This is a genomic window from Synechococcus sp. RC10A2, assembly GCF_047502605.1.
Genome location: NZ_JANSHP010000067.1, coordinates 67,012 through 89,290 on the forward strand (window position 1 = coordinate 67,012; position 22,279 = coordinate 89,290).

Consider the following 22,279-nt stretch of genomic DNA (forward strand, 5'->3'; position numbering starts at 1 on the left):
GGAGATAGACGCGCGACCTGGAACTGACTCGTGCGATGTACCTGTTGGGCGTGGATGTGGGCACTTCGGGCGTGAAGGCGCTGCTGATTGACCCATCGGGCGCGGTGGTCGCCAGCGCGAGCGAGTCGTACCCGCTGTATACGCCGCGTCCGCTGTGGGCGGAGCAGAACCCCGACGACTGGTGGACAGCAACATGCACGGTGATTCGGCGCGTATTGGAGCAGGCGGGTGTCCCTGCCAGCGCGGTGCGCGGGGTTGGCTTAAGCGGGCAGATGCACGGCTCGGTCTTTCTGGACGCGCACGGCGAGTCGATACGCCCTGCGCTGCTGTGGTGCGACCAGCGCACGGCGGACGAGTGCGCCTGGATTACCGAGCGCGTCGGCGAGCAGACCATCCTGCAGACGACACTCAACCCTGTGCTGACGGGCTTTCAGGCGAGCAAAATTATCTGGCTGCGCCGCCACGAGCCTGAAAACTACGCCCGTATCCAGCAGGTGCTGCTGCCGAAGGACTTCATCCGCTATCGGCTTACGAGCGAGTCGGCGACGGAGGTCTCGGATGCGTCGGGCACTGCGCTGTTCGATGTACCCCGCCGCGACTGGGCATATGGAATGCTGGACACGCTGGAGTTGCCCCGCGCGTGGTTCCCCAAGGTGTACGAGTCGCCCGAAATCACGGGTCGGATTACGGCGCAGGCGGCGCAGGCGACAGGGTTGGCGGAGGGCACGCCTGTAGTGGGCGGGGCAGGCGACCAAGCGGCGGGCGCAGTGGGCGTCGGCGTGGTGCAAGCGGGGCGCGCCTCCGTATCGGTGGGCACCAGCGGCGTCGTGTTTGCACACCTGCAGCAGCCGCAGGTGGACCCCCAATACCGCACGCACACCTTCTGCCACGCCGTGCCTGGCGCATGGCATGTGATGGGCGTGATGCTGATGGCGGGCGGTGCGCTGCAGTGGTATCGCGAGACCTTCGCGCCCGATGTGCCGTTCGACGCGCTGGTGGGCGAAGCCGCGCAGGTTCCTGCGGGCGCGGAGGGGCTACTGTTCGCGCCGTACCTGTCGGGCGAGCGCACGCCGTACCCCGACCCGCACGCGCGCGGCGCGTTCGTCGGGCTGACACTGGCGCACAGCCGCGCGCACTGCACCCGCGCCGTGCTGGAAGGCGTCGCGTTCGGGCTGCGCGACTCGCTGGAGATTCTGCGGGCGATGGGCGTGCCGCTGCACGAGTTGCGCCTCACAGGCGGCGGCGCGAAAAGCCCCCTCTGGCGACAAATCCTTGCCAGCGTATTCGGACAACCTGTGCATACTCTGCAGGCGGAAGAGGGTCCCGCCTACGGCGTCGCTCTGCTGGCAGGCGTGGGCGTGGGGATCTGGAACTCCGTGCCCGAAGCGTGCGCGGCGACCGTCCGACTGGCTGGCGCGACCGCGCCCAACCCCAACGACCAAGCAGTCTATGAGCAACTCTACCCGCGCTATCGGCGACTGTACCCCGCCCTGCAGCCGCTTTGGGCAGAGGCAGGGAGTTAGCAGGAATCCGCGCGATGGGGTAGAATATATACACGACACCAATACAGGGGGACATTCGAACGATGCAAGCACAGGGATTGCAGATACCGAACTATCAGATGTATGGCTTCGCGTCGCTGTTGGTGCCTGGCTTAGGGCACTTTTTGCAGCGGGCGCTGTTTCGTGGCGTACTGTGGCTGACAGGGGCACTAACGCTGTGGTACCTCCTGTCGCTTTCCCTCTCGTCGTGGGTACACTTTGAGGTTCCACCCTCGTTGCTCGCACCTGTAGTTGCGCTCTATCACTGCGCCAGCATGTATGCGGCGATGGCGCACTCCTATCAGTTGCAACAGGAGCAGACGCCCCTGCATGCGGCGCAGGAGATGATGCCCGTCTACCTGTGGAAGCAGGTCATCGGCGGCGTGTTGGCACTTGTGGGCGCAGTGGCTGTCCTGCTGCTGAGCGGCTCGTTCGCGGATTATGTATATAGCTGGCTTGCCAGCCAAGCGCACGGCGCGGGCTGGTTGGGACGCCCTGGATGGGGCGAGTTCCTCAGCCAGTCGCTCATCTTATGGGGCATGACCGCGCTGGGCATATGGCTATTCCGCACGGGGTACACCGAGAGCAGCACGGCGCGGCAAGCGCTCCGCGAGCGTGCGGTGATTGCCTACGCCCTGCAAAATGGCGGGCGCATCACTGTCGCCGAGGCGAGCGTGGCGGCAAACATCTCCCTTCGCGAGGCACGCAACCTGCTCGAACGCCTCGTGCTGGAGCGGTACGCCGTAGAGACCGAGCAGGATGGGATCCTGTATTATCACCTGACGCGCTAACGGGGGCTGCTCGCGTCCAGCATGCGCAGATAGCGCGAAGTAGAGTCGACGCCTGGCTCGGCGTCCGCTTCGGGGTCAATCCCCCGAAGCATCATGCCCTGCCCGCGTGAGAGGTGCGTCGCGATGGTTGGGCGGTCGGTCGGGTCGCGCATCTGAATCAGCAGCGTTGTGCGCGCCTCCTGCATCGTGTTCACCCCAGAGCCGTGAATGGTGAGGTAGCTGAACACCACCACATCGCCCGCCTGCGCAGGCACAGGCGTCGCCTGCTCCAGTGGGTACTCCTCTACAGGCAGGTGCCAGCCGCCTTCGGGGTCGTGCGGGAGCGGTCCCAACTTGTGGCTTCCAGGCACAACGAGCAAACAGCCCTTCTCGATGGGCGCGTCATCGAAAAACACAATTGCCGCCAGCATCGTGTGCTTCTCGTGCGGGAAGTAGGGGTAGTCTTGGTGCATCGGGAAGGGCGCGCCGCGCTCAGGCGGCTTGATGAACAACTTTGTGTGGTGCAGTTGGATGTTGGGTCCAATCAGGTCGGCGATGCGGTCGGTCAGGCGCGGGTCGCACATCAGGCGCGTGAACGCCGCGCTGTGGAACTGCGCGTTGTGGCAGTGCAGCAGGGTGGTCGGCGCGTCGCTGACCAGTTTCGCGCTGCCCCACTGCGCGTGCAGTGCCTGTTCGCCCCCGCGCGCCGCCGCAAGCCGCTGAATCAGCGCGTGCGCCTCCGCACGCAGGTACGCCGCCTCCTCGCGCGTGAACACCGCAGGCAGGTGCAGATAGCCGTTCTCGCGGTAAAACGCGACCTGCTCTGGGGTCAACCCGAACTGCTTCTGGTCGGTGAGCATCGCTATAACACCTTCTCTGGCGGGATGTATTCGTAGCCGAACTGTTCAGCAATGGGCTGCAGCGTCACCTTGCCCTGCACGATGTTCAACCCTGAGCGCAGCGCGGGGTCTTGGCGGCACGCCTCTTGCCAGCCGTGTTCTGCAAGGCGCAGGATGTAGGGCGTGGTGACATTCGTGAGTGCGTAGGTGGAGGTGCGTGCGACCGCACCTGGCATGTTGCTCACGGCGTAATGCACCACCCCGTCCACCACATAGGTCGGCTCGCGGTGGGTGGTTGGGCGCGTCGTCTCCGCCAGCCCGCCTTGGTCAACGGATACATCGACCAGCACCGCGCCCGTTTTGAGCGTAGGGAGCATCTCGCGCTTAATTAGGATTGGCGTGCGCCCGCCCGTGACATAGACCGCGCCGACGATGAGGTCTGCTTGGCGCGTCGCCTCGCGCAGGTTCGCAGGGTTCGAATAGAGCGTGTCCACATTGGCGGGCAGGGTCTCTTCCAGCGTGCGCAGGCGGGCGACATTGATGTCTAAGATAAGCACGCGCGCGCCGAATCCTGCGGCGATACGGGCGGCGTTCGCGCCGACGACGCCCGCGCCGATAACGACCACCGTGCCTGGCAGCACCCCAGGCGCGCCTGCCAGCAGCACGCCGCGCCCGCCCATCGGACGCTCCAAGCACCACGCGCCGACCTGCACCGCCATCCGCCCCGCGATTTCGCTCATTGGCAGCAGAATCGGGTGCGCGCCGTCGGGCGTCTGGATCGTCTCGTAGGCGAGGCATACCGCGCCGCTCTGCACCATCGCGCAGGTGAGCGACTCGCTGGCGGCGAAGTGGAAAAAGGTGAACACCACCTGCTTGGGGCGGATGTAGGGGTACTCTTCGGGCAGCGGCTCTTTGACTTTGACAATCATTTCGGCGTCGCGCCACACCTGCGCGGGGTTGTCCACCACACATGCGCCTGCCGCTTCGTACTCGCAGTCAGGGATACCCGTGCCGTCGCCTGCGCCGCGCTCAATCAGCACCGTGTGCCCGTGCTGGGTCAACACTTCCACGCCCGACGGTGTCATCGCCACGCGGTACTCGTCGGGCTTAATCTCTTTCGGGACACCGATAACCATCGTGCGTATAGTGTACCTGACGCGAGGTTCACTTCGCGGGCGACCAGCGCGGGGTGATGTGGTCGCCCGACTGCGTGCGCTGGGTCAGTTCCGTGCCGTCGATGCGCACGGTATAAATCTGGCGGTTGCCGGGCTTGCCCATCGCGAACACGAGCCGCTGCCCGTCGGGCGCCCAGTGGGGGTGGTAGACCGCGCCTTCCACAATCAGCGTCGGCGAACCGCCCGTTTCGGGCACGGTCGCCAGCCCGACGCGCGTGAGTGCGCCGTCCTTGCCCCGCTCGCACAGCACGAACGCCACGCGCGAGCCGTCGGGCGACCAGACGACTTCAATCGCCGCCTCCGTGTTATCGGGCGAGAGCCACAGCGGGCGCGGCTGCACCTCGCGCGTGGTCGCGCCGAAATCGAAACGGATGACGCCCCCGACGCGCCGCTCGCCTTCAGGCAGGGGCACAACCAGCCCCGCGCCGCTGACTACCAGGCTTCTGCCCTGCGGCGCCCAATCGATGTCCACCTGCTCGCCTGCAATCACGACGGGCAGCGTGAACTGCTGTTGCGCGACGGTTAGGTCTTGCAGCACGACCTGCTCGCCGTCGTCGATGCGCTGCACGGCAGCGATGAGGTTCGGGTCAGGGCGTTTGGCGTAGCGGAAGGCAACCTGTCCATATTCCTCGCGTACTTGAACCATCTGCGACGCGGACGGAATCAGTTGCAGCGCGTGGATGCCTTTGGGGTCTATCTCGGTCACCAGTCCCTGCGCGATGTGCAAGATTTGCTTGCCGTCGCGGTCATAGATGGGAGCGAGTTTCGCGCCGCCGCCCAGCGTCAGTTGCGCCAGCCCCTTGCCGTCGGGGTCAACTGTCCAAAGTTGGAACACCATATCGCGCCGATTGGACGCGAACACGATTTTTTTGCCGTCGGGCGCCCAGTCGGGGCTACGGTCGTCGTGGTCGTCTTCGGTGAGCATCAGCGTCTGCCCGTCGGGCTTGATGACCATCAGGTCGCCGCGCGCATCGTCGTTGAGGCGTATGCAGGCAATCCAGTCAGTGGTGTTGGGCTTGATGGGGCGCAGGTCTAAGCGTCCCCACGGCTGCGAGCGAATGAGCGCGAGCGCGCCCACCATAATCACCACGACCAAGATTCCAATCAGCAGGCGTTCGCGGCGTTTGATGCGGTTCATCGTTCGGTCTCAGAGGTAGTTGGCGCGTGCAGGATAATCCACGCAACGATAGCGGAGGGTGCGTCCACATTCGTGGCAATCCGCTCGATAATGCGGTTCAGTTGCCGTTCGTCCGCTTCGGTCTCGATAGGCAGGCGCGTAAGTGCCTCGCGCACGAAGCCAATCATCTCGTTGAGGTAGCGCGCGCGGTTAGTGGCGAGGCTGCGCCCGTGCGTCTCGGCGAATTTGCGCCCGACCTGCTCGTAGACCGCCTCCCAGTTCGAGTAGACGCGGCTTTCCGCCTCGCGCTTGCGCGTGCCCTGCTCACTCAGGCGGCGCAGTTCCTCTTGCTTGCGCTGATAAAGTTGCCAATCGTGCAGCGTCGTGCCTTCGATAATCACCACCTGCGGGCGGAACGCATATGCCTCCTCAAGGCACTGCTCAATCCACTTGCGCACGGTGGGTGCGTTCAGGTGTCCCACCAGCGAGTACGCCTCGTGGGGCAGTCCCAGCACGACCGTCTCGCCCTCGATGGTCACCAGGTGCAGCGCGTCCAACGCGCGGTACACGGTCGGACCCGACACTTTCTGTTTGACGCGCTCGCGAATGGCGCTCCATGCCTGTTGCATTTCCTGACTCATGCGACCTCCCGATGATGACGCAGCCACAGAATGCGCAGCCCGTCCAGTGTGAGCATCGGCTCCACCTGCTGGATGCTGGGACAGTTCGGCGCGAAGCGCGGGGCGAGTCCGCCTGTGGCGATGACCCGCGCGTCGCTGCCCAGTTCTTCGCGGAACAGGCGCAGTAGGTGTTCAATCGCGCCGACGGAGCCGAGTATTACGCCGCTGCGCAGGCTTTCAGGCGTGCTTTTGCCGATGGGCTGGCACGCGCCCTCTAATGCGATACGGGGCAATCGCGCCGTGCGCCCCGCCAGCGATTCGAGCATCAACTCCACGCCAGGCAAAATCGCGCCGCCGACATAGACCCCCTCGCGCGAGACGGCGTCCAGTGTGGTCGCCGTGCCGAAGTCCACCACGATTACGGGCTTGCCAAATCGCTGCACGGCGGCGACCGCGTTCGCGAGTCGGTCTGCGCCGACGGCTGTGGGCGGCTCGTAGTCGACGCGGAAGCCCAACTCCAGCGCGTGCGACACGACCAGCGGCTCGCAGCCCAGCCAGCGGCGCGCCAGTTGGCGCAGCGGCTCCTCCAGCGCGGGCACAACGGAACAAATCGCGACGCCCGTAATCGGCGCGGTCAGCCCCTCCGCCTCCAGCAGCGCACGCAGCATCGTGTAGTGTTCGTCCTCGGTGCGGGCGGGATTCGTATGCACGCGCCACGCGTGCCAGCGTCCCGATTCGTAGACGCCCAGCACGGTATGCGTGTTGCCCACATCGATGCCCAGCAGCACGGCAGGGATTATACCTGAGCGCGCCTACGCCTCGCGCCCCATCGCCTGCAATATGGCGTGCGCGTTCGCGACCGCCATCCGCCCGTCGTAGCCGTCGAACGGGGGCGTCTCGCCGTACAGAACCGCCCGCACGAAACTGCGCAACTCCCACATGTACGGCTCAGGCGTGCCAATCTCTTCGGGGGTGAGGCTCACCTCGTGCGCACCGTGCTTTTTGTAGCGGATTGCGCCGCTGAAGCCCGTGTGTTCCAGCGCGCCCTCCGTGCCGACGATGCGCACGGTGTAGCCACCCAGCGTATCGATGATGCTGCACTCGATGCTGCCGATGACGCCGCTCTCGAAGCGCAGGGTTGCCTGCCAGTGCTGGATAAAGTTCGGTTCAGGGTGCGGTTGGCTGCCTTGCGCTGAGACGACAGTATACTCGCCGAATAGCCAGCGCAGGTAGTCTAACTCGTGGACATTCATCTCCAGCAGCATGCCGCCGCTGCACTTGGGGTCGGCGCGCCAGCCCTCGCGAAAGAGGTTAATCTCGTAGCCCCGCCGCTGCAGGTTAATCGCCACCGGCTCGCCAATCACGCCTTCCTGCAGCCACTGCTTGGACTGCCAGAACAGCGGGAACAGGCGCAGCACCTGCCCTGCCATCAGTTGCACGCCCGCTTGCTGCGCGGCAGCAAGCAGCGCGTCGCAGTGCGGGACGGTCAGCGCGAGCGGCTTCTCGCAGAACAGGTGCTTGCCCCGCTGCAGAACCTGCATGCCGAGTTCGTAGTGCGTGTGGGGCGGCGTCGCCAGAATGTACGCCTCGATTTCGGGCGCGTCCAAGAGCGCGTCGAGGCTCTCGTAGGCGGTGGTCTCCAACTCTTCAGCGGCGTGCTGTGCGAGCGTGGGGTCTACATCGTACACGCCTGCCAGACGCGCCTCACTAAGGGGGCGCAACTGCCACGCCAGATGGCGCCCGATGCCCCCTGCGCCGATTAAGCCTAAGTTGAGTTGTGTATGCATACGGCTACACTATCCCCGCGCGCAGCAGGTCTTTCAGCACAACCATGCCGATGGGTTTGCCCGCGTCGTCCAGCACGGGCAGGTCGCCGATTTTGGCGGGCGCGCGGTGGAAGCGTTCCAACACTTCAATCGCGAGCGGGTTGCCATGCAAGACGATGGGGTTGCGTGTCATCGCCTCGCTGACGGGGCGCGACAGGGCGGTTTCGTCCTGCAGCAGGCGGCGTCGGATGTCGCCGTCGGTCACCAGCCCGACCATGGCGCCGCTGGCGTCCACCACGCACGCTGCGCCTGCGCCCGCTTTGGTGATGGCGAACAGCGCGTCGCGCAACGGCGCGGTTTCGGGCACAATCGCGAGCGCGTCGCCCGTGCGCATCACATCATAGGCGCGCAGCAAGAGCCGTCGCCCCAGCGCGCCTGCGGGGTGGTTCCGCGCGAAGTCGTCGGGCGTGAACCCGCGCGCGGTCATCGTCGCCAGCGCGAGCGCGTCGCCCAGCGCGAGCATCGCCGTCGTGCTGGCGGTCGGCGCAAGGTTGTGCGGACACGCCTCGCGCTCAATCGGAATCTCCAGCACCAAGTCCGCCATCCTGCCCAGCGTGGAATCGGCGCGCCCCGTGAAAACAATCGTGTAGACGCCCAACCGCTTCAGCGCAGGGCATAGCAACACCAACTCGTCGCTCTCGCCACGAAAGGAGAGCAGAATCGCCACATCCTGCTCGGTAATCGTGCCCAAGTCGCCATGCGCGGCTTCGGTGGGATGCACGAAGATGGCAGGCGTGCCCGTGCTGCTAAATGTGCCTGCCAGTTTGCGGGCAATCGCGCCCGATTTGCCAACCCCGCTCAACACCACGCGCCCTGCGCATGCCAGCAACGCCTGCACCGCCTGCTCAAAGCGCGAATCGAGCGACTCAGCAACGCGCTGGATGGCGTCCATTTCGATCTGTAGCACTTCGCGCGCCACACGCAGCGCGTCCGTGCGCTCCAAAACCATACTCATAGCAGGTTGTCGTCTAATTCAGGGGTGATGCGCATATGCCGTCGCCGACGGGGGCACTGGGATAACTCGCCATAATTCTCTTCGTAGACCTGAATGAGTTTCTTTTTGACTCGCTGCAAGGCGTTATCAATACACTTCGTGCCTCTGGATAGGCGTTCAGACATATCCTTATAGGAAAGCCCATCTAAATAGAATTCCAGCACCTGCCGTTCGAGGTCGCTCATCCGCTCGCGCGCCATCGCCATCACGGCAAGTGGAATGCGCCGCTGCAGAATCCACTCTTCGGGGGTAAGGGTGTTCGGATCAGGCAGGATGTCGGTCAGGTTGGAGTCGGTCTCGTCGTTGTGGTGGTTCTGGAGCGGGCGGTAGAGGGAGACATACTCGTTGAGCGGCACATGTTTTTGGCGCGTGGCGGCTTTGACGGCGGAGATAATCTGCCGCGTCACGCACAACTCGGCGAACGGACGGAACTTATGCACGCGCTCGTCGCGAAAGTCGCGAATCGCTTTGAACAGCCCAATCAGTCCCTCCTGCACCACATCCTCGTGGTCCGCGCCGATTAAAAAATAGGAACGCGCCTTGCTCTCCACTAAGGAACGGTATCGTTTGAGTAAGGTCTCTGTGGCGCGTTCGTTGCCTTGCTTGGCATAAAAGACGAGTTCCTCATCTGCCATGTAGGTCGTGCACAGGATTGAGTCCTCGTGCGCGTACTGATTGTCCATCATCGCCATGCCTGTATCCCTCCGTCGGTGTTAGACGCCCACTGGGAGTCGCGCCGTTGAAGGTCGGTCATCCTACGCTCGCTGCCTCGCCTCCAACGCCTGCGCTCTGTTGTGTCCGTCCAGCGCTCCCCTGCGGACATGATTAGTGTATACGATGGCGACCTGAAAAGTCAAGAGTCTGGGGCAAATTCGGGGCTAATTTGCCCCAAATTCGGCAGGAATTCCCCAAAAACGGCGAATTGGGGCAGTCGTATGCGCGGCAGTAGGGACACACTACACGCCGATACGGAGGTCGAATGATGGATTATCGGAAACGGGTTTTGAGTTTGCTGGCGCTTACGGGGCTTTCGTCGACGGCTCTCGCCACTTGGCAGCCGCAGGTCGCCTCGCAAGCGCGCAAAGGGGAAGCGAACCGCCTCACCCTCCAACTTCGTGGTCTGCGGGCGGCTTGGGTGGAGGTAGAAGTGGACGGCATTATTGTTGCTACGCGCCACCTGACGGGGCAATCGGATGTGCTGACGCTTCATCTGCAGAGCGCGGGGCTGGCGCCTGGCAGGCATAATGCGGTCGTCAAAATCTACGACGCGCAGGGACGGCTAATTAGCCAGCGCACGACGCCCATCGAGCTGCTGCCCGACCTCAATAGCCCGCTGACAATTGTGTCTCCATGCAACGGCGCACAGGTGGCGGGCACAGTACCCATCGAGGCGCGCGTGAACCGCCGTGACTCGGTCTATGTGTCGTTTTTCGTGGATGGGCAGATTCGCGGGCTGCGCAACTACCCGCCGTATGTGTATAACTGGGACACCACGCGCGAGCACAACGGCTGGCACACCATCGAGGTCTGGAGCTATGACGGCAATCAGACGCTGCGCACGCCGCCGATGCGCGTGTTCGTGAACAATCCTGGCGGGCGCACAGAGCGTGAACCGTTGCCCGAAGCGGCGGAGCCAGAGCCAGCCGTGCAGGTTGCCGCGAGCGAGCCTGCGACTGCCAACAACGCGCTACGCGCGGCTACCGCGCCTGAAGCACGCCCCAGTGAAGCGGCTCGGCTGCGCGCGCCCGAATCGCCCGCCGAAATTCCCGCCGAGCCGAGTGTTGCGCCCGCGCTTGCCGAGCCTGTGTTCACGGCGACGGTGAATGGGTCTGCCGCCGCGCAGCCCAGTCCGAACCGCCCCGTTGCGCCCCAGCAGGAGCCGAGCGTTCTCGCAACGGCAACGACGCCTACCCAGATGGCGCGTGAACTGCGCGGTGTGCAGGCGGAGCCGCAGATGCGCGGGCAGAAACTCCGCGCGCCGCAGGTCGCCCACGCGCTGACCCCGCCCGCCACAGCCAACGCCGCCCCCAGCACAGCGAGCGTGCTGGTGCGCCTTGAATACGGCGTGCGCCTGCCCACAGGCGTGTCGCAGTTCGGGGTCGTGGTAGACGCGGCGCCGATTGCCTTCGATGTCGCGCCGAGGGTGGAGGACGGCATCGCACTCATCCCCGTGCGCCATGTGCTGGAGCATCTGGGCGCGCAAGTGCAGTGGGACAACCAGCGCAAGACCGCCACTTTGCAACTGGGCGCGCGCACAGCGGTGCTGCGCGTGCGCGAGAACGAGGTACGGGTGGACGGCAAGCCCATCCCGCTTGAGGCGCGGCTGCGCATCGTGCACGGGCGCATACTGGTTCCCCCCACCGTCCTGCGTGAACTGCTCGACGCCGAGCTCCTCTACGATGGCGCAACGGGACAGGTGGCGATTAACACTGGTCGGGAGTAATAAGTGCCTATGCGTGGAGGTCTAACGGCGCGGCGTTACTACTTCTTTACCAACGCCTCCACCGCCGTTAGTACCTCGTCTACTGTAATCCACTGCAGGCACTCTTTGCGTATGCAGCGGTTGGGCGGGCAGGCGGTGCAGCAGGCGCGCTTGGTGAGGGCGCGGGCGCGCTGCCCATAAGGACCCGTGCGGTCGGGGCTGGTGGGACCGTACAGCGCGACCACAGGCACGCGGAACGCTGCCGCGATGTGCGCCGTGCCTGTGTCGCCGCACACATGCACCGCCGACCGCTGCACAACCGCCATCGCCTCTTTCAGGCTGGTGCGCCCAATCAGGCTGCGCAGGGGACGCCGCTTGAGGCGCGCTAACTGCTCCTCCAACGGCTTGTCGCCTGGTCCCCCAACGAACACCACAGGGATGCCCCACTCCGCTTCGATTCGGTCGGACAACTCGGCGAAGTTTTCGATGCGCCAGCGTTTCCACGGTCTGCCTGCGGAGGGGTTCATGCTGATCAATCGTGCGCTGTCCGCGCCGAGTTGCGCCAGTTTGCAAGCGACCTGCCGATGCGCCTCGTCGGGCACAGATAGCGGGAACTCGACAGGTGGTTCGGGCGCGTCGGCGTCTTCGGGCGTGGTGTAGAGGTCGGGGAACTCGCACGGCGCGCCCAGCCACCGCGCCGCGTCCAGATACTGCTGCACCACATGGCGGTCGGGACGGTCGGGGATGGGGATGCGTCGCAGCAGCAGCGGGGTCAACTCGCGCATGCGGTGCGCCCCGTAGCGGAGGGGGATACCGCCCAAAACGCCCCATATCGCGCTTTTGAGTAGCCCTTGCAAGTCCAGCGCGACCTGATACCGCTCCGCACGCAACTCGCGGGCAAGCCGAAGCACTGTCTGCCACGCCATATGCCCGAACGGATGCTCCCGCAACACCCGATGCGGGATGATGTGCAGCCGATCGATGCGCGGCGAGTCGGCAAGCACCCCCGCGTGGCGGTCTTCGGCGATCCAGCCAATCTGCAGGTGCGGGAACGCCCGCTTCAACGCCGCCGCCACAGGCGAAGCATGCACCAAGTCCCCCATCGAAGAGACCTTCAGAATCAGCAGTCGCTCGATGCGATTCAGGTCTATGGGCGGCATGGGGCGGCTCCGACGAGGGCGAGGAAATTGCGCAGGATTTGCAAGCCTGTGTCGCTGCTCTTTTCGGGGTGGAACTGCACAGCGTAGAGGTTGCCTACGCCGACCGCGCAGGCGAAGCGCACCCCGTAGTCGCAGTAGGCGGTGATGAGTGGCTCGTCTGCAGGCGCGGGGTAATACGAATGCACGAAGTAGACATACGCGCCGTCGGGGACGCCGCGCCAGAGGGGGCAGTCGTGCCGCACGAAGCGCAGGCGGCTCCAGCCCATGTGCGGAATGCGCAGCGGGAAGTCGGGCGTCTCGGCGAAGCCGACCACGCGCCCTTTCAAGATGCCCAGCCCCGCCACACCTGGCGACTCCGAACTGCTCTCGAACAGCAGTTGCAGCCCCAAGCAGATGCCCAGAAACGGCTTGCCCGTTTCGATGGCGCGTCGCAGGGCATCAGTCAGCCCCGCTTCGTTGAGGCGTTGCATCGCCGCGCCGAACGCGCCCACGCCAGGCAGCACGACGGCGTCCGCCGCCTGCAGGTCGGCGGGGTCGCTGGTGATGTGCGCCGTCGCGCCGAGATGCTCCAACGCCTTCTGCACGCTACGCAGGTTGCCCATCCCGTAGTTGACAATCGCTATCATAGTCCGCTCGGCGGCTCCGTGCCCTCGATGTAGCCTTTGGTGGAGGGTGTGGCGTCGTGGCGGGGGTGGAAGCGCGTCGCCATCTCCAGCGACTTGGCGAACGCCTTGAACAGCGCCTCAATCGCGTGGTGGTCGTTGCCGCCCTGCAGCAGGCGCAGGTGTAGCGTCGCGTGCGCGTGGCTCACAAACGCGCGGAAAAACTCCGCCACCAACTCGGTCGGCAGCTGCCCGACGCGCTCGCGCTGAAACTGCGCATGGAACTCCAACAGCGGACGCCCGCTAAAATCAATCGCACATAATGCCAGCGACTCGTCCATCGGCACAATCGCCCAGCCGTAGCGGTTGACCCCGCGCATATCGCCCAGCGCCTGCTGCACTGCCTTGCCGAAGCAGATGCCGACATCCTCTACCGTGTGGTGTTCGTCGACCTCCAGGTCGCCTGTCGCGCTCACCACCAGGTCAATCACCGCGTGGCGGGCAATCTGGGTCAGCATGTGGTCGAAAAAGCCGACGCCCGTGCTAATTTGCGCGTTGCCTGTGCCGTCCAGGTCGACGGACACATAGACGCGCGTCTCGCTCGTCTCGCGCTCGTACATACCAAATCGAGAACCAGGGTTAGGTGTTCGCATCGTTTTCCTCGTGCAATCGGATGTGGACGGCGGCGGCGTGCGCCTCGAAACCCTCCTCGTCGGCGAGGGCGAGGATGTCGGGCGCGAGGTGGCGCAGCGCGTCGCGGCTAAGGGCGATTATGCTGCTGCGCTTGAGGAAGGTCTCCACCGACACGGGCGATTCGAACCGCGCGGCACGCCCTGTGGGCAGTGTGTGGCTGGGTCCCGCGAGGTAGTCGCCTGCCGACTGCGGCGTGTCGCTCCCCAGCAGGATGCAGCCTGCGTTGCGCACATGGCTGAGCCAATGCATCGGCTGCTGCACCATCAGCGTCAGGTGTTCGGGCGCGGCGAGGTTCGCCAGTTCGAACGCTTCGGGCAGGCTGCGCGTCAGCACGGCGAGGCTACGGGAAAGCGACTCGCGCAGAATCGCCCGTCGCGCGCGCTGGGGCAGTTGCGCCTCCAGCGCGGCGAGTGTGCCATGCAGTACCTGCTCGCTCGGCGTGAACAGGTAGCCGACCGACTCCGCGCCGTGTTCCAGTTGGGTCAGCAGGTCGGCGGTGATATAGGCGGGGTTCGCGCTCGCGTCGGCGATGACGGCGACCTCACTTGGTCCTGCCCACATGTCCACGCCCACTGTGCCCCACAGCAGCCGCTTCGCCAGCGCGACATAGAGATTGCCTGGGCCGACAATCTTCTCGACGGCGGGGATGGTCTGCGTGCCGTATGCCATCGCGGCGACGGCTTGCGCGCCGCCGACCTTGAACACGCGCTGCACGCCCGATTCGCGCGCCGCAACCAGCACTGAGGCAGGGATGCTCCCGTCCCGCTGCGGCGGGGTGCAGAGGATGATTTCGTCCACGCCTGCGACGCGGGCGGGCACGGCGTTCATAATCACCGTGCTGGGGTAGCGGGCGCGTCCGCCTGGAGCGTAAATCCCGACGCGCGCTAACGGGCGCACCAGTTGCCCCAGCCAGCCCCCGTGCGCCTCCAGCATGTGCCACGACTGCGGGCGCATCGGCTTATGGAAGCGGCGCACCCGCGCAACGGCGTGCCGAATCGCCGTCAGCGTCGCCGCGCGCACCTGCTGGTAGGCGGCGTCGAACTCCTGTTCGCTCACCTCCAGCGTCTCGAGGGTGGGGCAGTCCCACTGGCGGGTGAATTCCAGCAGGGCGCGGTCGCCTTCCGTGCGCACACGCTCGCAGATAGCGCGTACCTGCGCTTCCATTTCGGGGGTCGGCTGCGGCGCGCCTTGCTGCAATCGCGCATGAATCTGCTCGGTGGGTGTCGCCCGCGCGTCCAGAACCGTCAGCATCGCGCCGAGAGTATACCCCTCAAGCACGCCTTACGGACTCACCCACCAAAAATCCCGCAATTCGCCCAAAAACTTGCAGGAGACCCGAACCTTGTGGGGTATACGAATGTATACGCGGAGGAAAACTATGCGAGATGAACCTTTGCGAGTGAAGGTCTGGGGCGAGTACGCCTGTTTCACGCGCCCTGAAATGAAGGTCGAGCGCGTATCGTACCCTGTGATGACGCCGTCGGCGGCGCGCGGGGTGCTGGAAGCCATCTTCTGGAAGCCTGAATTCCAGTGGCGCATACGCGAGATTCATGTGCTGAAGCCACTACGCCACATCTCCCTGCTGCGCAACGAGGTGGACAGGCGCGTGCCTGTGCGCGGGGCGCAACCGTTTTTCGCCGACGAGTCGCGCGCCCAGCGCCACACACTCGCCCTGCGCGATGTGGCGTACATCATCGTCGCCGACATTGTGCTACAACCGCACGCCGACAAGGACATCGCCGCCTATCGCGACCAGTTCCAACGGCGCGTCGAGCGCGGGCAGTGCTATCGCCAGCCGTACTTGGGCTGCCGCGAGTTCGCCGCCCACTTCGCCCCGCCCAGCGAATACGACCACGCCATCGACTGGAGCGACGACTTGGGGCGCATGCTCGGCGAAATCCGCTTCAAGCCCGACGGCACGGCGGAACCCATCTTCTTCCACGCCTACTTGCAACATGGCGTGCTGTGTGTCCCGCCACACATCTACAACGGAGGGAACAACCATGCTTTTGCAACGACTGGTGCAGTATAGTCAGCGCGTGAGCCTGCCGCCCCTGCTGTACGCGGACGCGCCTGTGGACTGGGTGATTGACTTGGACGCCAACGGCACACCGCGCGGAAGAATGATCGACCTGCGTCAGGGATCGGGCAAGCAGCAGCGCGGCAACCTGCATGCCGTGCCGACGCTCGGCAACCTGCGCACCAGCGCGATTATGCCCCTGCTGCTTTGCGACAACGGCGGCTATGTGCTGGGGCTTGCCGCAAAGGGCAAAAATAACCAGCGCGTCCAGCAGCAGCACGACGCCTTCAAGCAACTGGTCGCCGAGTGCCATCAGCAGCTCCAACTGCGCGAAACCCGCGCGGTTCACGAGTTCTACCAGCATCACTTCGCGAAGCTCACAGTGCCCGACGACTACGACCCCGCCGAAACTGTCGCTTTCCGCGTCAACGGGCAGTGGGTGATTGACCTGCCCGCTGTGCAGCAGTTCTGGGCGAAGTATGCTGCGTCGGAGTACGAGATTGTCGGCGCGCCGATGGAGTGCCTCGTGTGCGGACGGCTCAAGCCTGCTGTACGCCGACACTACTTCCCTATCAAGGGCATTCCTGGTGGGCAGAGTTCGGGGATGTCGCTCATCTCGGCGAATGCAGACGCCTTCGAGTCGTACCAACTGACGGAAGGCTTCGTCTCGCCCATCTGCTTAGATTGTTCCGAGCGTGCGCTCAAGGCGTTGGACGCGCTGATGCGCGACCCGAACACCTCGCTGCGGGTGGGCAAACTGGTCTATTGCTTCTGGACGCGCCAGCCCACCCAATTCAGCGTGGTGCGCCTGCTGAATGACCCCGACCCCAACGAGGTGAAACAGCTCCTGCAAAGCGTCGTGCAAGGCGGGACGCCATCGCAACCCCAGGCGCACGACTTCTACGCCGTCGCGCTCTCGGCGAACAGCGCGCGCGTGGTCGTGCGCAGCTACCTCGAGACCACCCTGTCCGAAGTGCAGCGCAACCTCGCCCAGTGGTTCCGCTGGCAACAACTGCACGCAAGCGATACGCCTGTCGGCGTGTTCCAGCTGGCGCGCGCGCTCTACTTCAAGGCGGACGACATCCCCGCGCATGTGCCTGAAACGCTCATACGGTGCGCCATCACAGGCACGCCGCTGCCGATGTCCATCTTGCAGCTCGCCATCCAACGCAACCGCGCCGAGCAGGGCGTTACGGACAACCGCGCGCGGCTTATCCAAGCCGTGCTACGCTCACACAACCTACTGTAGGAGGTGAATCGCGATGACACACACTTCAGAGATACAGAGCCACCCCGCCTACAAGTGCGGGCGGCTACTTGCCGTGATTGAACGCATCCAGAGCGCGGCGATTGGCAACCCCAACGCCACGCTGACCGACCGCTACTACGGCAGCGCGTCCACCACACCCGCCAGCGTGTTCGGCGTGCTGCTGCGCATGACCCAGCCCCACCTGAGCAAACTGCGCAGGCAGCGCGAAGGGCTTGCGATTGCCCTCGAACGCGCCCTGCAAGACGCCATGCCCGACCACTTCCCCACCACGCTTAGCCTGACCGAGCAGGGACTCTTCGCGCTCGGCTATTATCACCAGCGGCGCGAATTCTTCACGCCGCGCAACACTGCCGCCAACTTGACGGCGGATGAACAACCCACACTCATGCCAGAGGAGGTAGACAATGATGCGAACGATTGACGCAAATGCGCCTTACTGCAACATCGAGGTCCGACATGACTTCGTGATTCTGTTCGATGTGCGCGACGGCAACCCGAACGGCGACCCCGATGCGGGCAACCTGCCGCGCGTCGACCCCGAGACGATGCAGGGCATCGTGACCGATGTGTGTCTCAAGCGCAAGATTCGCAACCATGTCGACCTGCACTATGCCGCTCAGTACGATGCGGTGGACGCCCATCCGAACGGCTACGGCATCTTCGTGCGCGATAGCGGCGTTGCGCTGAACGCCAAGATTCGCGCGGCTGCCGAAGCGCAAGGCGCCGCGAAAGAGACCAAGAAGGCGAACCCCGACATCCGCGCCGAACTGTGCCGCCGCTACTACGATATCCGACTCTTCGGCGCAGTGCTCTCCACGGGCGACTACAACGCAGGGCAGGTGCGTGGTCCCGTGCAGCTCACCTTCGCTCGCTCGATAGACCCCATCGCGCCGTTAGACCTGTCGATCACGCGCGTCGCCATCACCAAAGAGGGCGAGAGCAAGGAGACCGAGATAGGGCGCAAGCCGATTGTGCCTTACGCGCTCTATCGGGCGCACGGCTTCTTCTCGCCTACGCTGGCAAAGGACACAGGCGTCACGCGCGACGACCTGCGCCTGTTGTGGGAAGCGATGCTGCACATGTTCGAGCATGACCGCTCAGCGGCGCGCGGCGAGATGACCCTGCGCGGGCTGTATGTGTTCACGCACGACTCCCCGCTCGGCAACGCCCACGCGCACGAGCTGTTCGACCTGATTACTGTACGGCGTGTGAACACGCCTCCGCGCGCGTTCAGCGACTACTCGGTGCAAGAGGACACGCCGCCGCAGGGCGTGACGCTGCATACCTTGTGTCCGTAGGCGAATGCGCATAGAGCCAGACCATCCTACTGATCTGCTCGAGGTGTGGGACGAGGCGGAGATTGTGCCCATCTCCGCCCTCGAACACTACGCCTACTGTCCGCGCCAGTGCGCGCTGATTCATATCGAGCAGGTGTACGAGGAGAATGTCTACACGCTGCGCGGCGTCGCGCTGCACGAGCGGGTCGACCAAGCCGTCAGCGCGTGGGACGAGGGGCTGCGCTTAGAGTATGCGCTGCCCCTCTGGAGCGTGCGTCTGGGGCTCATCGGGCGCGCTGATGTGGTCGGCTTCTTGCCCGACGGCGCGCCCTACCCGATTGAATACAAATCGGGCAAGCGCAAGGTCAAGTACCACGACGATGTGCAGCTCTGCGCGCAGGCGATGTGTCTGGAAGAGATGCTTGGCGTCGCTGTGCCGCGCGGCGCAATCTACTACCATGCCAGTCGGCGCAGGCGTGAGGTCACCTTCGACGCCTCCCTGCGCCAACTCACCGAGCAGATAATAGCCCAAACGCGCCGAATGCTCCTATCGGGGCGCACGCCCCCGCCTGTCAACGACGCCCGATGCCCCGACTGCTCCCTGATACGACTCTGCATGCCCGATGTTATCGCCCGCTTGCAATCTGAACAGGAGGCTGGCGAATGACCTATCAACTGCTCAACACGCTCTATGTGACGCTGGAGGGCGCGTACCTGCGCTTAGACAACGAGGCGGTCGTGATTGTCCACGAGGACGCCGAGATCAAGCGTGTGCCGCTGCACCATCTGAGCGGCATCGTAATGTTAGGCAACATCATGGTCAGCCCGCCGCTGATGCATCGCTGCGCCGAAGATGGACGCACGCTGGTGTGGCTCGACGAGTTTGGGCGTTTCCGCGCACGGGTCGAAGGGCGCGTATCGGGCAATGTCTTGCTGCGCCGTGCCCAGCACGCTGCGCTGGACACCCCCGATACCGTGCAGCATCTGGCGCGAACCTTTGTCGAGGGCAAGCTCCAGAACCAGATTCAGATTCTCCAGCGTGCTGGGCGCGAGCGCGCCGACGCCTATCTCGGCGACGCCGTCGCGCAGCTGAAGGGCTACCTCCAGCAGTTGCGCGCCGCACACGACTTGGACGCCATCCGCGGCATCGAGGGCTACGCCGCGCGCGTCTACTTCGAGGCGATGGACGCTCTCATCACTGCCCAGCGCGAGGCGTTCCGCATGCACGCCCGCACACGCCGACCCCCACGCGACCGCTTCAACGCCCTGCTCTCGTTCATCTACAGCCTGCTGACCAACGATTATGTTAGCGCGCTCGAAGGCGTTGGGCTCGACCCGCAGGTCGGCTACCTACACGCCCTGCGCCCTGGACGCCCCGCGCTGGCGCTCGACCTAATGGAGGAACTCCGACCCGCGCTCGCCGACCGATTCGCGCTCAGCCTCGTCAACCTCCAACAACTCACAACCGACCATTTCGAGGAGCGTCCTGGCGGCGCGGTTCTGCTCAACGAGCAAGGACGACGCGAACTGCTCGTTGCCTACCAAAAACGCAAACAGGAACAGGTGCAACACCCTGTTCTGCAGACGCGAATCCCGTGGGGCATCGTGCCCCATATCCAAGCGCGGCTGCTGGCGCGATACCTGCGCGGCGATATTCACGAGTACCCGCCGTTCCTTATCCGATAACCGCCCACAGAGCGGCAACACACCTTGACAACTGGAATCGCCCCGTTTGGGGTATGAACGAATCAGGAGGCAACCGATGTGGATGAATATCCTGATTACCTATGATGTCAGCACCAGCGATCCAGCGGGACAAAAGCGCCTTCGCCGAGTCGCTAAAGCCTGCGAGGCGTATGGGCAGCGCGTTCAAAAGTCGGTCTTCGAGTGTCGGCTCACCGAAACGCTGCTGGAAAAACTCAAGCAGCGACTGCTCAAAATCATCGACCCGCAAACAGACAGCCTCCGCTTCTACCGACTGCCAGGCGACCGCGAGAAGTGGGTCGAAGTCTACGGGGTAGACCACTATGTGGATTATGACGCGCCGATGGTTATTTAGCTTCGCTAAGCAACTTGCGCGTACCCTAAGTGGGGTACACTTACGGTAGAGGTACGCGCTTGGGTGCGTGTTCAACTCGCGCCTGCAGACGCCCCACCTGCCGCACTTTGCGGGCTGAAGGGCGTTGAAATCGTGCGTAGAGATACCGTTGCACCCGCCCCCAGGGGCGGGTGAGGATTGAAACCACGAATCCCCATCGCGAAGACCGCGGAGAAATTCCTGTTGCACCCGCCCCCAGGGGCGGGTGAGGATTGAAACTGCGCTCCGAGAGTTCGGTTTCGCCTAGCCCGACGTTGCACCCGCCCCCAGGGGCGGGTGAGGATTGAAACAAGCTACACCGAGTCGCACACGCTCGAAGTCAACCCGAAGTTGCACCCGCCCCCAGGGGCGGGTGAGGATTGAAACACGGACGCGATTGCCACCGATAACGGAGCGCATACTTGTTGCACCCGCCCCCAGGGGCGGGTGAGGATTGAAACCACCCAACCACGCACGGATATGCCCTGTATCCCAGCGTTGCACCCGCCCCCAGGGGCGGGTGAGGATTGAAACTTCGCGCGTTTCCGCACCTCGAAGGCACGCACTGGTTGCACCCGCCCCCAGGGGCGGGTGAGGATTGAAACAAGCCCGGCGCGCCGCGCGTCCGCGAGCGTGTAGGGTTGCACCCGCCCCCAGGGGCGGGTGAGGATTGAAACCCGCAGCTCGGTGTTTTGGACTATCTCTCGAGCGAGCGTTGCACCCGCCCCCAGGGGCGGGTGAGGATTGAAACTGGTCATACATCTGTTGGCTGCAAAACTGGGCATTAGACCGTTGCACCCGCCCCCAGGGGCGGGTGAGGATTGAAACGACTGCCGTGCGCGGCACAGCGACAGTGGCTTCGTAGGTTGCACCCGCCCCCAGGGGCGGGTGAGGATTGAAACATATCCGTCGGATCCACTTGCAGTAGGTTCCCGTTCGTTGCACCCGCCCCCAGGGGCGGGTGAGGATTGAAACTTCTACCCTTTCGCCAGTGCAGTGGCAGCAGCTATGTTGCACCCGCCCCCAGGGGCGGGTGAGGATTGAAACAATCGGCGTCTTGCCCCCCTCGCGGTAGAACTCCAGATGTTGCACCCGCCCCCAGGGGCGGGTGAGGATTGAAACAATGAACGACCACCAACACAAGCTATCCGACACATATGTTGCACCCGCCCCCAGGGGCGGGTGAGGATTGAAACATCGCCGAGCAGCGTGCGTCGGGCGCACAATTCGTACGTTGCACCCGCCCCCAGGGGCGGGTGAGGATTGAAACAGTACCATCATTGTCCGTCCGCACGCGAATCTCGCGAGTTGCACCCGCCCCCAGGGGCGGGTGAGGATTGAAACTCTCGGCGACGGCAGTAGCAGCGCTGCCGCCGCGTTGCAACCGCCCCCAGGGGCGGGTGAGGATTGAAACCGCAAGGAGTACCGCACGACGCGCACGATGTCGACGACGTTGCACCCGCCCCCAGGGGCGGGTGAGGATTGAAACAGGGCATGAATGGTCGAAGCGTACACGAGGTTGACGTTGCACCCGCCCCCAGGGGCGGGTGAGGATTGAAACGCTTGAACCTCCAGCGGGAACTCGCGGCAGCGCTGGTGCCGTTGCACCCGCCCCCAGGGGCGGGTGAGGATTGAAACGATAACGGTGTTCCGTTCCACAAGTGTCGCAAGGGTTGCACCCGCCCCCAGGGGCGGGTGAGGATTGAAACAACCTGTGGCGTGCGCTGCTAGGGATCGCCCCGCAAGGTTGCACCCGCCCCCAGGGGCGGGTGAGGATTGAAACACTCAGGGTGCGCCAGCGCTGGCTCAGGACTGTGAGCTGGTTGCACCCGCCCCCAGGGGCGGGTGAGGATTGAAACACTCAGGGTGCGCCAGC

At 64.5% G+C, this 22,279-nt stretch carries 22 protein-coding genes and 1 CRISPR repeat array; of the genes, 10 read left to right on the plus strand and 12 right to left on the minus strand.

The window, feature by feature from the left end; all coding sequences use genetic code 11:
- Positions 1-35: 35 nt before the first annotated feature.
- Together xylB and NW848_RS09045 are read left to right on the plus strand one after the other, a co-directional pair.
- On the plus strand, positions 36-1,523 hold the full coding sequence (gene xylB / locus NW848_RS09040) for a xylulokinase (RefSeq protein ID WP_414510939.1): 1,488 nt from the start codon (positions 36-38) through the stop codon (positions 1,521-1,523).
- A 62-nt stretch (positions 1,524-1,585) separates the two neighbouring features.
- A complete protein-coding gene (locus NW848_RS09045) occupies positions 1,586-2,332 on the plus strand; it encodes a DUF6677 family protein (protein ID WP_414510940.1) in 747 nt (248 codons plus the stop codon).
- On the opposite strand, the gene NW848_RS09050 is transcribed toward NW848_RS09045, so the two are convergent.
- From NW848_RS09050 to sigH, 8 genes are read right to left on the minus strand one after another with little or no spacing between them, the layout of a single operon-like run.
- Positions 2,329-3,171, minus strand: a complete 843-nt coding sequence (locus tag NW848_RS09050) for a phytanoyl-CoA dioxygenase family protein (RefSeq protein WP_414510941.1) — start codon at positions 3,169-3,171, stop codon at positions 2,329-2,331. The genes NW848_RS09045 and NW848_RS09050 overlap by 4 nt on opposite strands.
- Positions 3,172-3,173: 2 nt before the next feature.
- On the minus strand, positions 3,174-4,286 hold the full coding sequence (gene ald / locus NW848_RS09055; RefSeq protein WP_414510942.1) for an alanine dehydrogenase: 1,113 nt from the start codon (positions 4,284-4,286) through the stop codon (positions 3,174-3,176).
- Between the two features lie 28 nt (positions 4,287-4,314).
- On the minus strand, positions 4,315-5,463 hold the full coding sequence (locus NW848_RS09060) for a TolB family protein (protein WP_414510943.1): 1,149 nt from the start codon (positions 5,461-5,463) through the stop codon (positions 4,315-4,317).
- The gene (locus NW848_RS09065) at positions 5,460-6,083 is read right to left on the minus strand and encodes a hypothetical protein (RefSeq protein WP_414510944.1); all 624 of its coding nucleotides are present in this window, start codon (positions 6,081-6,083) and stop codon (positions 5,460-5,462) included. Before NW848_RS09065 ends, NW848_RS09060 begins: the two co-directional genes overlap by 4 nt.
- Positions 6,080-6,850, minus strand: coding sequence for a type III pantothenate kinase (locus tag NW848_RS09070; protein ID WP_414510945.1), 771 nt, complete (start codon positions 6,848-6,850; stop codon positions 6,080-6,082). Before NW848_RS09070 ends, NW848_RS09065 begins: the two co-directional genes overlap by 4 nt.
- Positions 6,851-6,874: 24 nt before the next feature.
- Complete coding sequence (locus tag NW848_RS09075) at positions 6,875-7,849, minus strand: Gfo/Idh/MocA family protein (RefSeq protein ID WP_414510946.1); 975 nt, start codon at positions 7,847-7,849, stop codon at positions 6,875-6,877.
- A gap of 4 nt (positions 7,850-7,853) precedes the next feature.
- Positions 7,854-8,843 carry a KpsF/GutQ family sugar-phosphate isomerase gene (locus NW848_RS09080; RefSeq protein WP_414510947.1) on the minus strand — a complete coding sequence of 330 codons (990 nt, stop codon included), beginning with the start codon at positions 8,841-8,843 and terminating at the stop codon, positions 7,854-7,856.
- On the minus strand, positions 8,840-9,574 hold the full coding sequence (gene sigH / locus NW848_RS09085) for an RNA polymerase sporulation sigma factor SigH (RefSeq protein WP_414510948.1): 735 nt from the start codon (positions 9,572-9,574) through the stop codon (positions 8,840-8,842). The genes NW848_RS09080 and sigH overlap by 4 nt, the downstream gene beginning before the upstream one ends.
- A gap of 287 nt (positions 9,575-9,861) precedes the next feature.
- Between sigH and NW848_RS09090 the strand changes: the two genes are divergently transcribed.
- A complete protein-coding gene (locus tag NW848_RS09090; protein ID WP_414510949.1) occupies positions 9,862-11,325 on the plus strand; it encodes a stalk domain-containing protein in 1,464 nt (487 codons plus the stop codon).
- 38 nt (positions 11,326-11,363) lie between these two features.
- Here the strand turns inward: NW848_RS09090 and waaF are convergent, their stop codons facing one another.
- From waaF to hisD, 4 genes are read right to left on the minus strand one after another with little or no spacing between them, the layout of a single operon-like run.
- Positions 11,364-12,464 carry a lipopolysaccharide heptosyltransferase II gene (waaF, locus tag NW848_RS09095; protein WP_414510950.1) on the minus strand — a complete coding sequence of 367 codons (1,101 nt, stop codon included), beginning with the start codon at positions 12,462-12,464 and terminating at the stop codon, positions 11,364-11,366.
- A complete protein-coding gene (hisH, locus tag NW848_RS09100; protein ID WP_414510951.1) occupies positions 12,452-13,090 on the minus strand; it encodes an imidazole glycerol phosphate synthase subunit HisH in 639 nt (212 codons plus the stop codon). Before hisH ends, waaF begins: the two co-directional genes overlap by 13 nt.
- Positions 13,087-13,686: an imidazoleglycerol-phosphate dehydratase HisB gene (gene hisB / locus NW848_RS09105; RefSeq protein WP_414510952.1), complete on the minus strand. Its 600-nt coding sequence runs from the start codon at positions 13,684-13,686 to the stop codon at positions 13,087-13,089. The genes hisH and hisB overlap by 4 nt, the downstream gene beginning before the upstream one ends.
- Before the next feature lie 19 nt (positions 13,687-13,705).
- Entirely contained in the window at positions 13,706-15,010 is a 1,305-nt protein-coding gene (gene hisD / locus NW848_RS09110; protein WP_414510953.1) for a histidinol dehydrogenase, read from the minus strand.
- 127 nt (positions 15,011-15,137) lie between these two features.
- Between hisD and cas5c the strand changes: the two genes are divergently transcribed.
- From cas5c to cas2, 7 genes are all read left to right on the plus strand, one after another.
- Positions 15,138-15,791: a type I-C CRISPR-associated protein Cas5c gene (gene cas5c / locus NW848_RS09115; RefSeq protein ID WP_414510954.1), complete on the plus strand. Its 654-nt coding sequence runs from the start codon at positions 15,138-15,140 to the stop codon at positions 15,789-15,791.
- Complete coding sequence (gene cas8c / locus NW848_RS09120; RefSeq protein ID WP_414510955.1) at positions 15,763-17,028, plus strand: type I-C CRISPR-associated protein Cas8c/Csd1; 1,266 nt, start codon at positions 15,763-15,765, stop codon at positions 17,026-17,028. Before cas5c ends, cas8c begins: the two co-directional genes overlap by 29 nt.
- 13 nt (positions 17,029-17,041) lie before the next feature.
- Positions 17,042-17,470, plus strand: coding sequence for a type I-C CRISPR-associated protein Cas8c/Csd1 (locus tag NW848_RS09125; RefSeq protein ID WP_414510956.1), 429 nt, complete (start codon positions 17,042-17,044; stop codon positions 17,468-17,470).
- On the plus strand, positions 17,457-18,347 hold the full coding sequence (gene cas7c, locus NW848_RS09130) for a type I-C CRISPR-associated protein Cas7/Csd2 (protein WP_414511081.1): 891 nt from the start codon (positions 17,457-17,459) through the stop codon (positions 18,345-18,347). The genes NW848_RS09125 and cas7c overlap by 14 nt, the downstream gene beginning before the upstream one ends.
- A 4-nt stretch (positions 18,348-18,351) precedes the next feature.
- Complete coding sequence (gene cas4, locus NW848_RS09135; protein ID WP_414510957.1) at positions 18,352-18,993, plus strand: CRISPR-associated protein Cas4; 642 nt, start codon at positions 18,352-18,354, stop codon at positions 18,991-18,993.
- Positions 18,990-20,012, plus strand: a complete 1,023-nt coding sequence (gene cas1c, locus NW848_RS09140; protein ID WP_414510958.1) for a type I-C CRISPR-associated endonuclease Cas1c — start codon at positions 18,990-18,992, stop codon at positions 20,010-20,012. The genes cas4 and cas1c overlap by 4 nt, the downstream gene beginning before the upstream one ends.
- A gap of 76 nt (positions 20,013-20,088) precedes the next feature.
- Positions 20,089-20,385: a CRISPR-associated endonuclease Cas2 gene (gene cas2, locus NW848_RS09145; RefSeq protein WP_414510959.1), complete on the plus strand. Its 297-nt coding sequence runs from the start codon at positions 20,089-20,091 to the stop codon at positions 20,383-20,385.
- A 147-nt stretch (positions 20,386-20,532) separates the two neighbouring features.
- Positions 20,533-22,262: direct repeats of the CRISPR family, unit length 37 nt; unit sequence GTTGCACCCGCCCCCAGGGGCGGGTGAGGATTGAAAC.
- Positions 22,263-22,279 lie beyond the last annotated feature (17 nt).

What these genes read in the sequence shown, in the direction of transcription:
- cas1c (WP_414510958.1), top strand. Translation starts at nt 18,990, where the DNA reads ATGACCTATCAACTGCTCAACACGCTCTATGTGACGCTGGAGGGCGCG.
- cas4 (WP_414510957.1), top strand. Translation starts at nt 18,352, where the DNA reads ATGCGCATAGAGCCAGACCATCCTACTGATCTGCTCGAGGTGTGGGAC.
- NW848_RS09075 (WP_414510946.1), bottom strand. Translation starts at nt 7,849, where the DNA reads ATGCATACACAACTCAACTTAGGCTTAATCGGCGCAGGGGGCATCGGG.
- NW848_RS09090 (WP_414510949.1), top strand. Translation starts at nt 9,862, where the DNA reads ATGATGGATTATCGGAAACGGGTTTTGAGTTTGCTGGCGCTTACGGGG.
- sigH (WP_414510948.1), bottom strand. Translation starts at nt 9,574, where the DNA reads ATGGCGATGATGGACAATCAGTACGCGCACGAGGACTCAATCCTGTGC.
- ald (WP_414510942.1), bottom strand. Translation starts at nt 4,286, where the DNA reads ATGGTTATCGGTGTCCCGAAAGAGATTAAGCCCGACGAGTACCGCGTG.
- cas7c (WP_414511081.1), top strand. Translation starts at nt 17,457, where the DNA reads ATGCGAACGATTGACGCAAATGCGCCTTACTGCAACATCGAGGTCCGA.
- NW848_RS09045 (WP_414510940.1), top strand. Translation starts at nt 1,586, where the DNA reads ATGCAAGCACAGGGATTGCAGATACCGAACTATCAGATGTATGGCTTC.
- xylB (WP_414510939.1), top strand. Translation starts at nt 36, where the DNA reads ATGTACCTGTTGGGCGTGGATGTGGGCACTTCGGGCGTGAAGGCGCTG.
- NW848_RS09060 (WP_414510943.1), bottom strand. Translation starts at nt 5,463, where the DNA reads ATGAACCGCATCAAACGCCGCGAACGCCTGCTGATTGGAATCTTGGTC.
- NW848_RS09050 (WP_414510941.1), bottom strand. Translation starts at nt 3,171, where the DNA reads ATGCTCACCGACCAGAAGCAGTTCGGGTTGACCCCAGAGCAGGTCGCG.
- cas5c (WP_414510954.1), top strand. Translation starts at nt 15,138, where the DNA reads ATGCGAGATGAACCTTTGCGAGTGAAGGTCTGGGGCGAGTACGCCTGT.
- NW848_RS09080 (WP_414510947.1), bottom strand. Translation starts at nt 8,843, where the DNA reads ATGAGTATGGTTTTGGAGCGCACGGACGCGCTGCGTGTGGCGCGCGAA.
- NW848_RS09065 (WP_414510944.1), bottom strand. Translation starts at nt 6,083, where the DNA reads ATGAGTCAGGAAATGCAACAGGCATGGAGCGCCATTCGCGAGCGCGTC.
- hisB (WP_414510952.1), bottom strand. Translation starts at nt 13,686, where the DNA reads ATGTACGAGCGCGAGACGAGCGAGACGCGCGTCTATGTGTCCGTCGAC.
- waaF (WP_414510950.1), bottom strand. Translation starts at nt 12,464, where the DNA reads ATGCCGCCCATAGACCTGAATCGCATCGAGCGACTGCTGATTCTGAAG.
- NW848_RS09125 (WP_414510956.1), top strand. Translation starts at nt 17,042, where the DNA reads ATGACACACACTTCAGAGATACAGAGCCACCCCGCCTACAAGTGCGGG.
- cas2 (WP_414510959.1), top strand. Translation starts at nt 20,089, where the DNA reads ATGTGGATGAATATCCTGATTACCTATGATGTCAGCACCAGCGATCCA.
- hisD (WP_414510953.1), bottom strand. Translation starts at nt 15,010, where the DNA reads ATGCTGACGGTTCTGGACGCGCGGGCGACACCCACCGAGCAGATTCAT.
- cas8c (WP_414510955.1), top strand. Translation starts at nt 15,763, where the DNA reads ATGCTTTTGCAACGACTGGTGCAGTATAGTCAGCGCGTGAGCCTGCCG.
- hisH (WP_414510951.1), bottom strand. Translation starts at nt 13,090, where the DNA reads ATGATAGCGATTGTCAACTACGGGATGGGCAACCTGCGTAGCGTGCAG.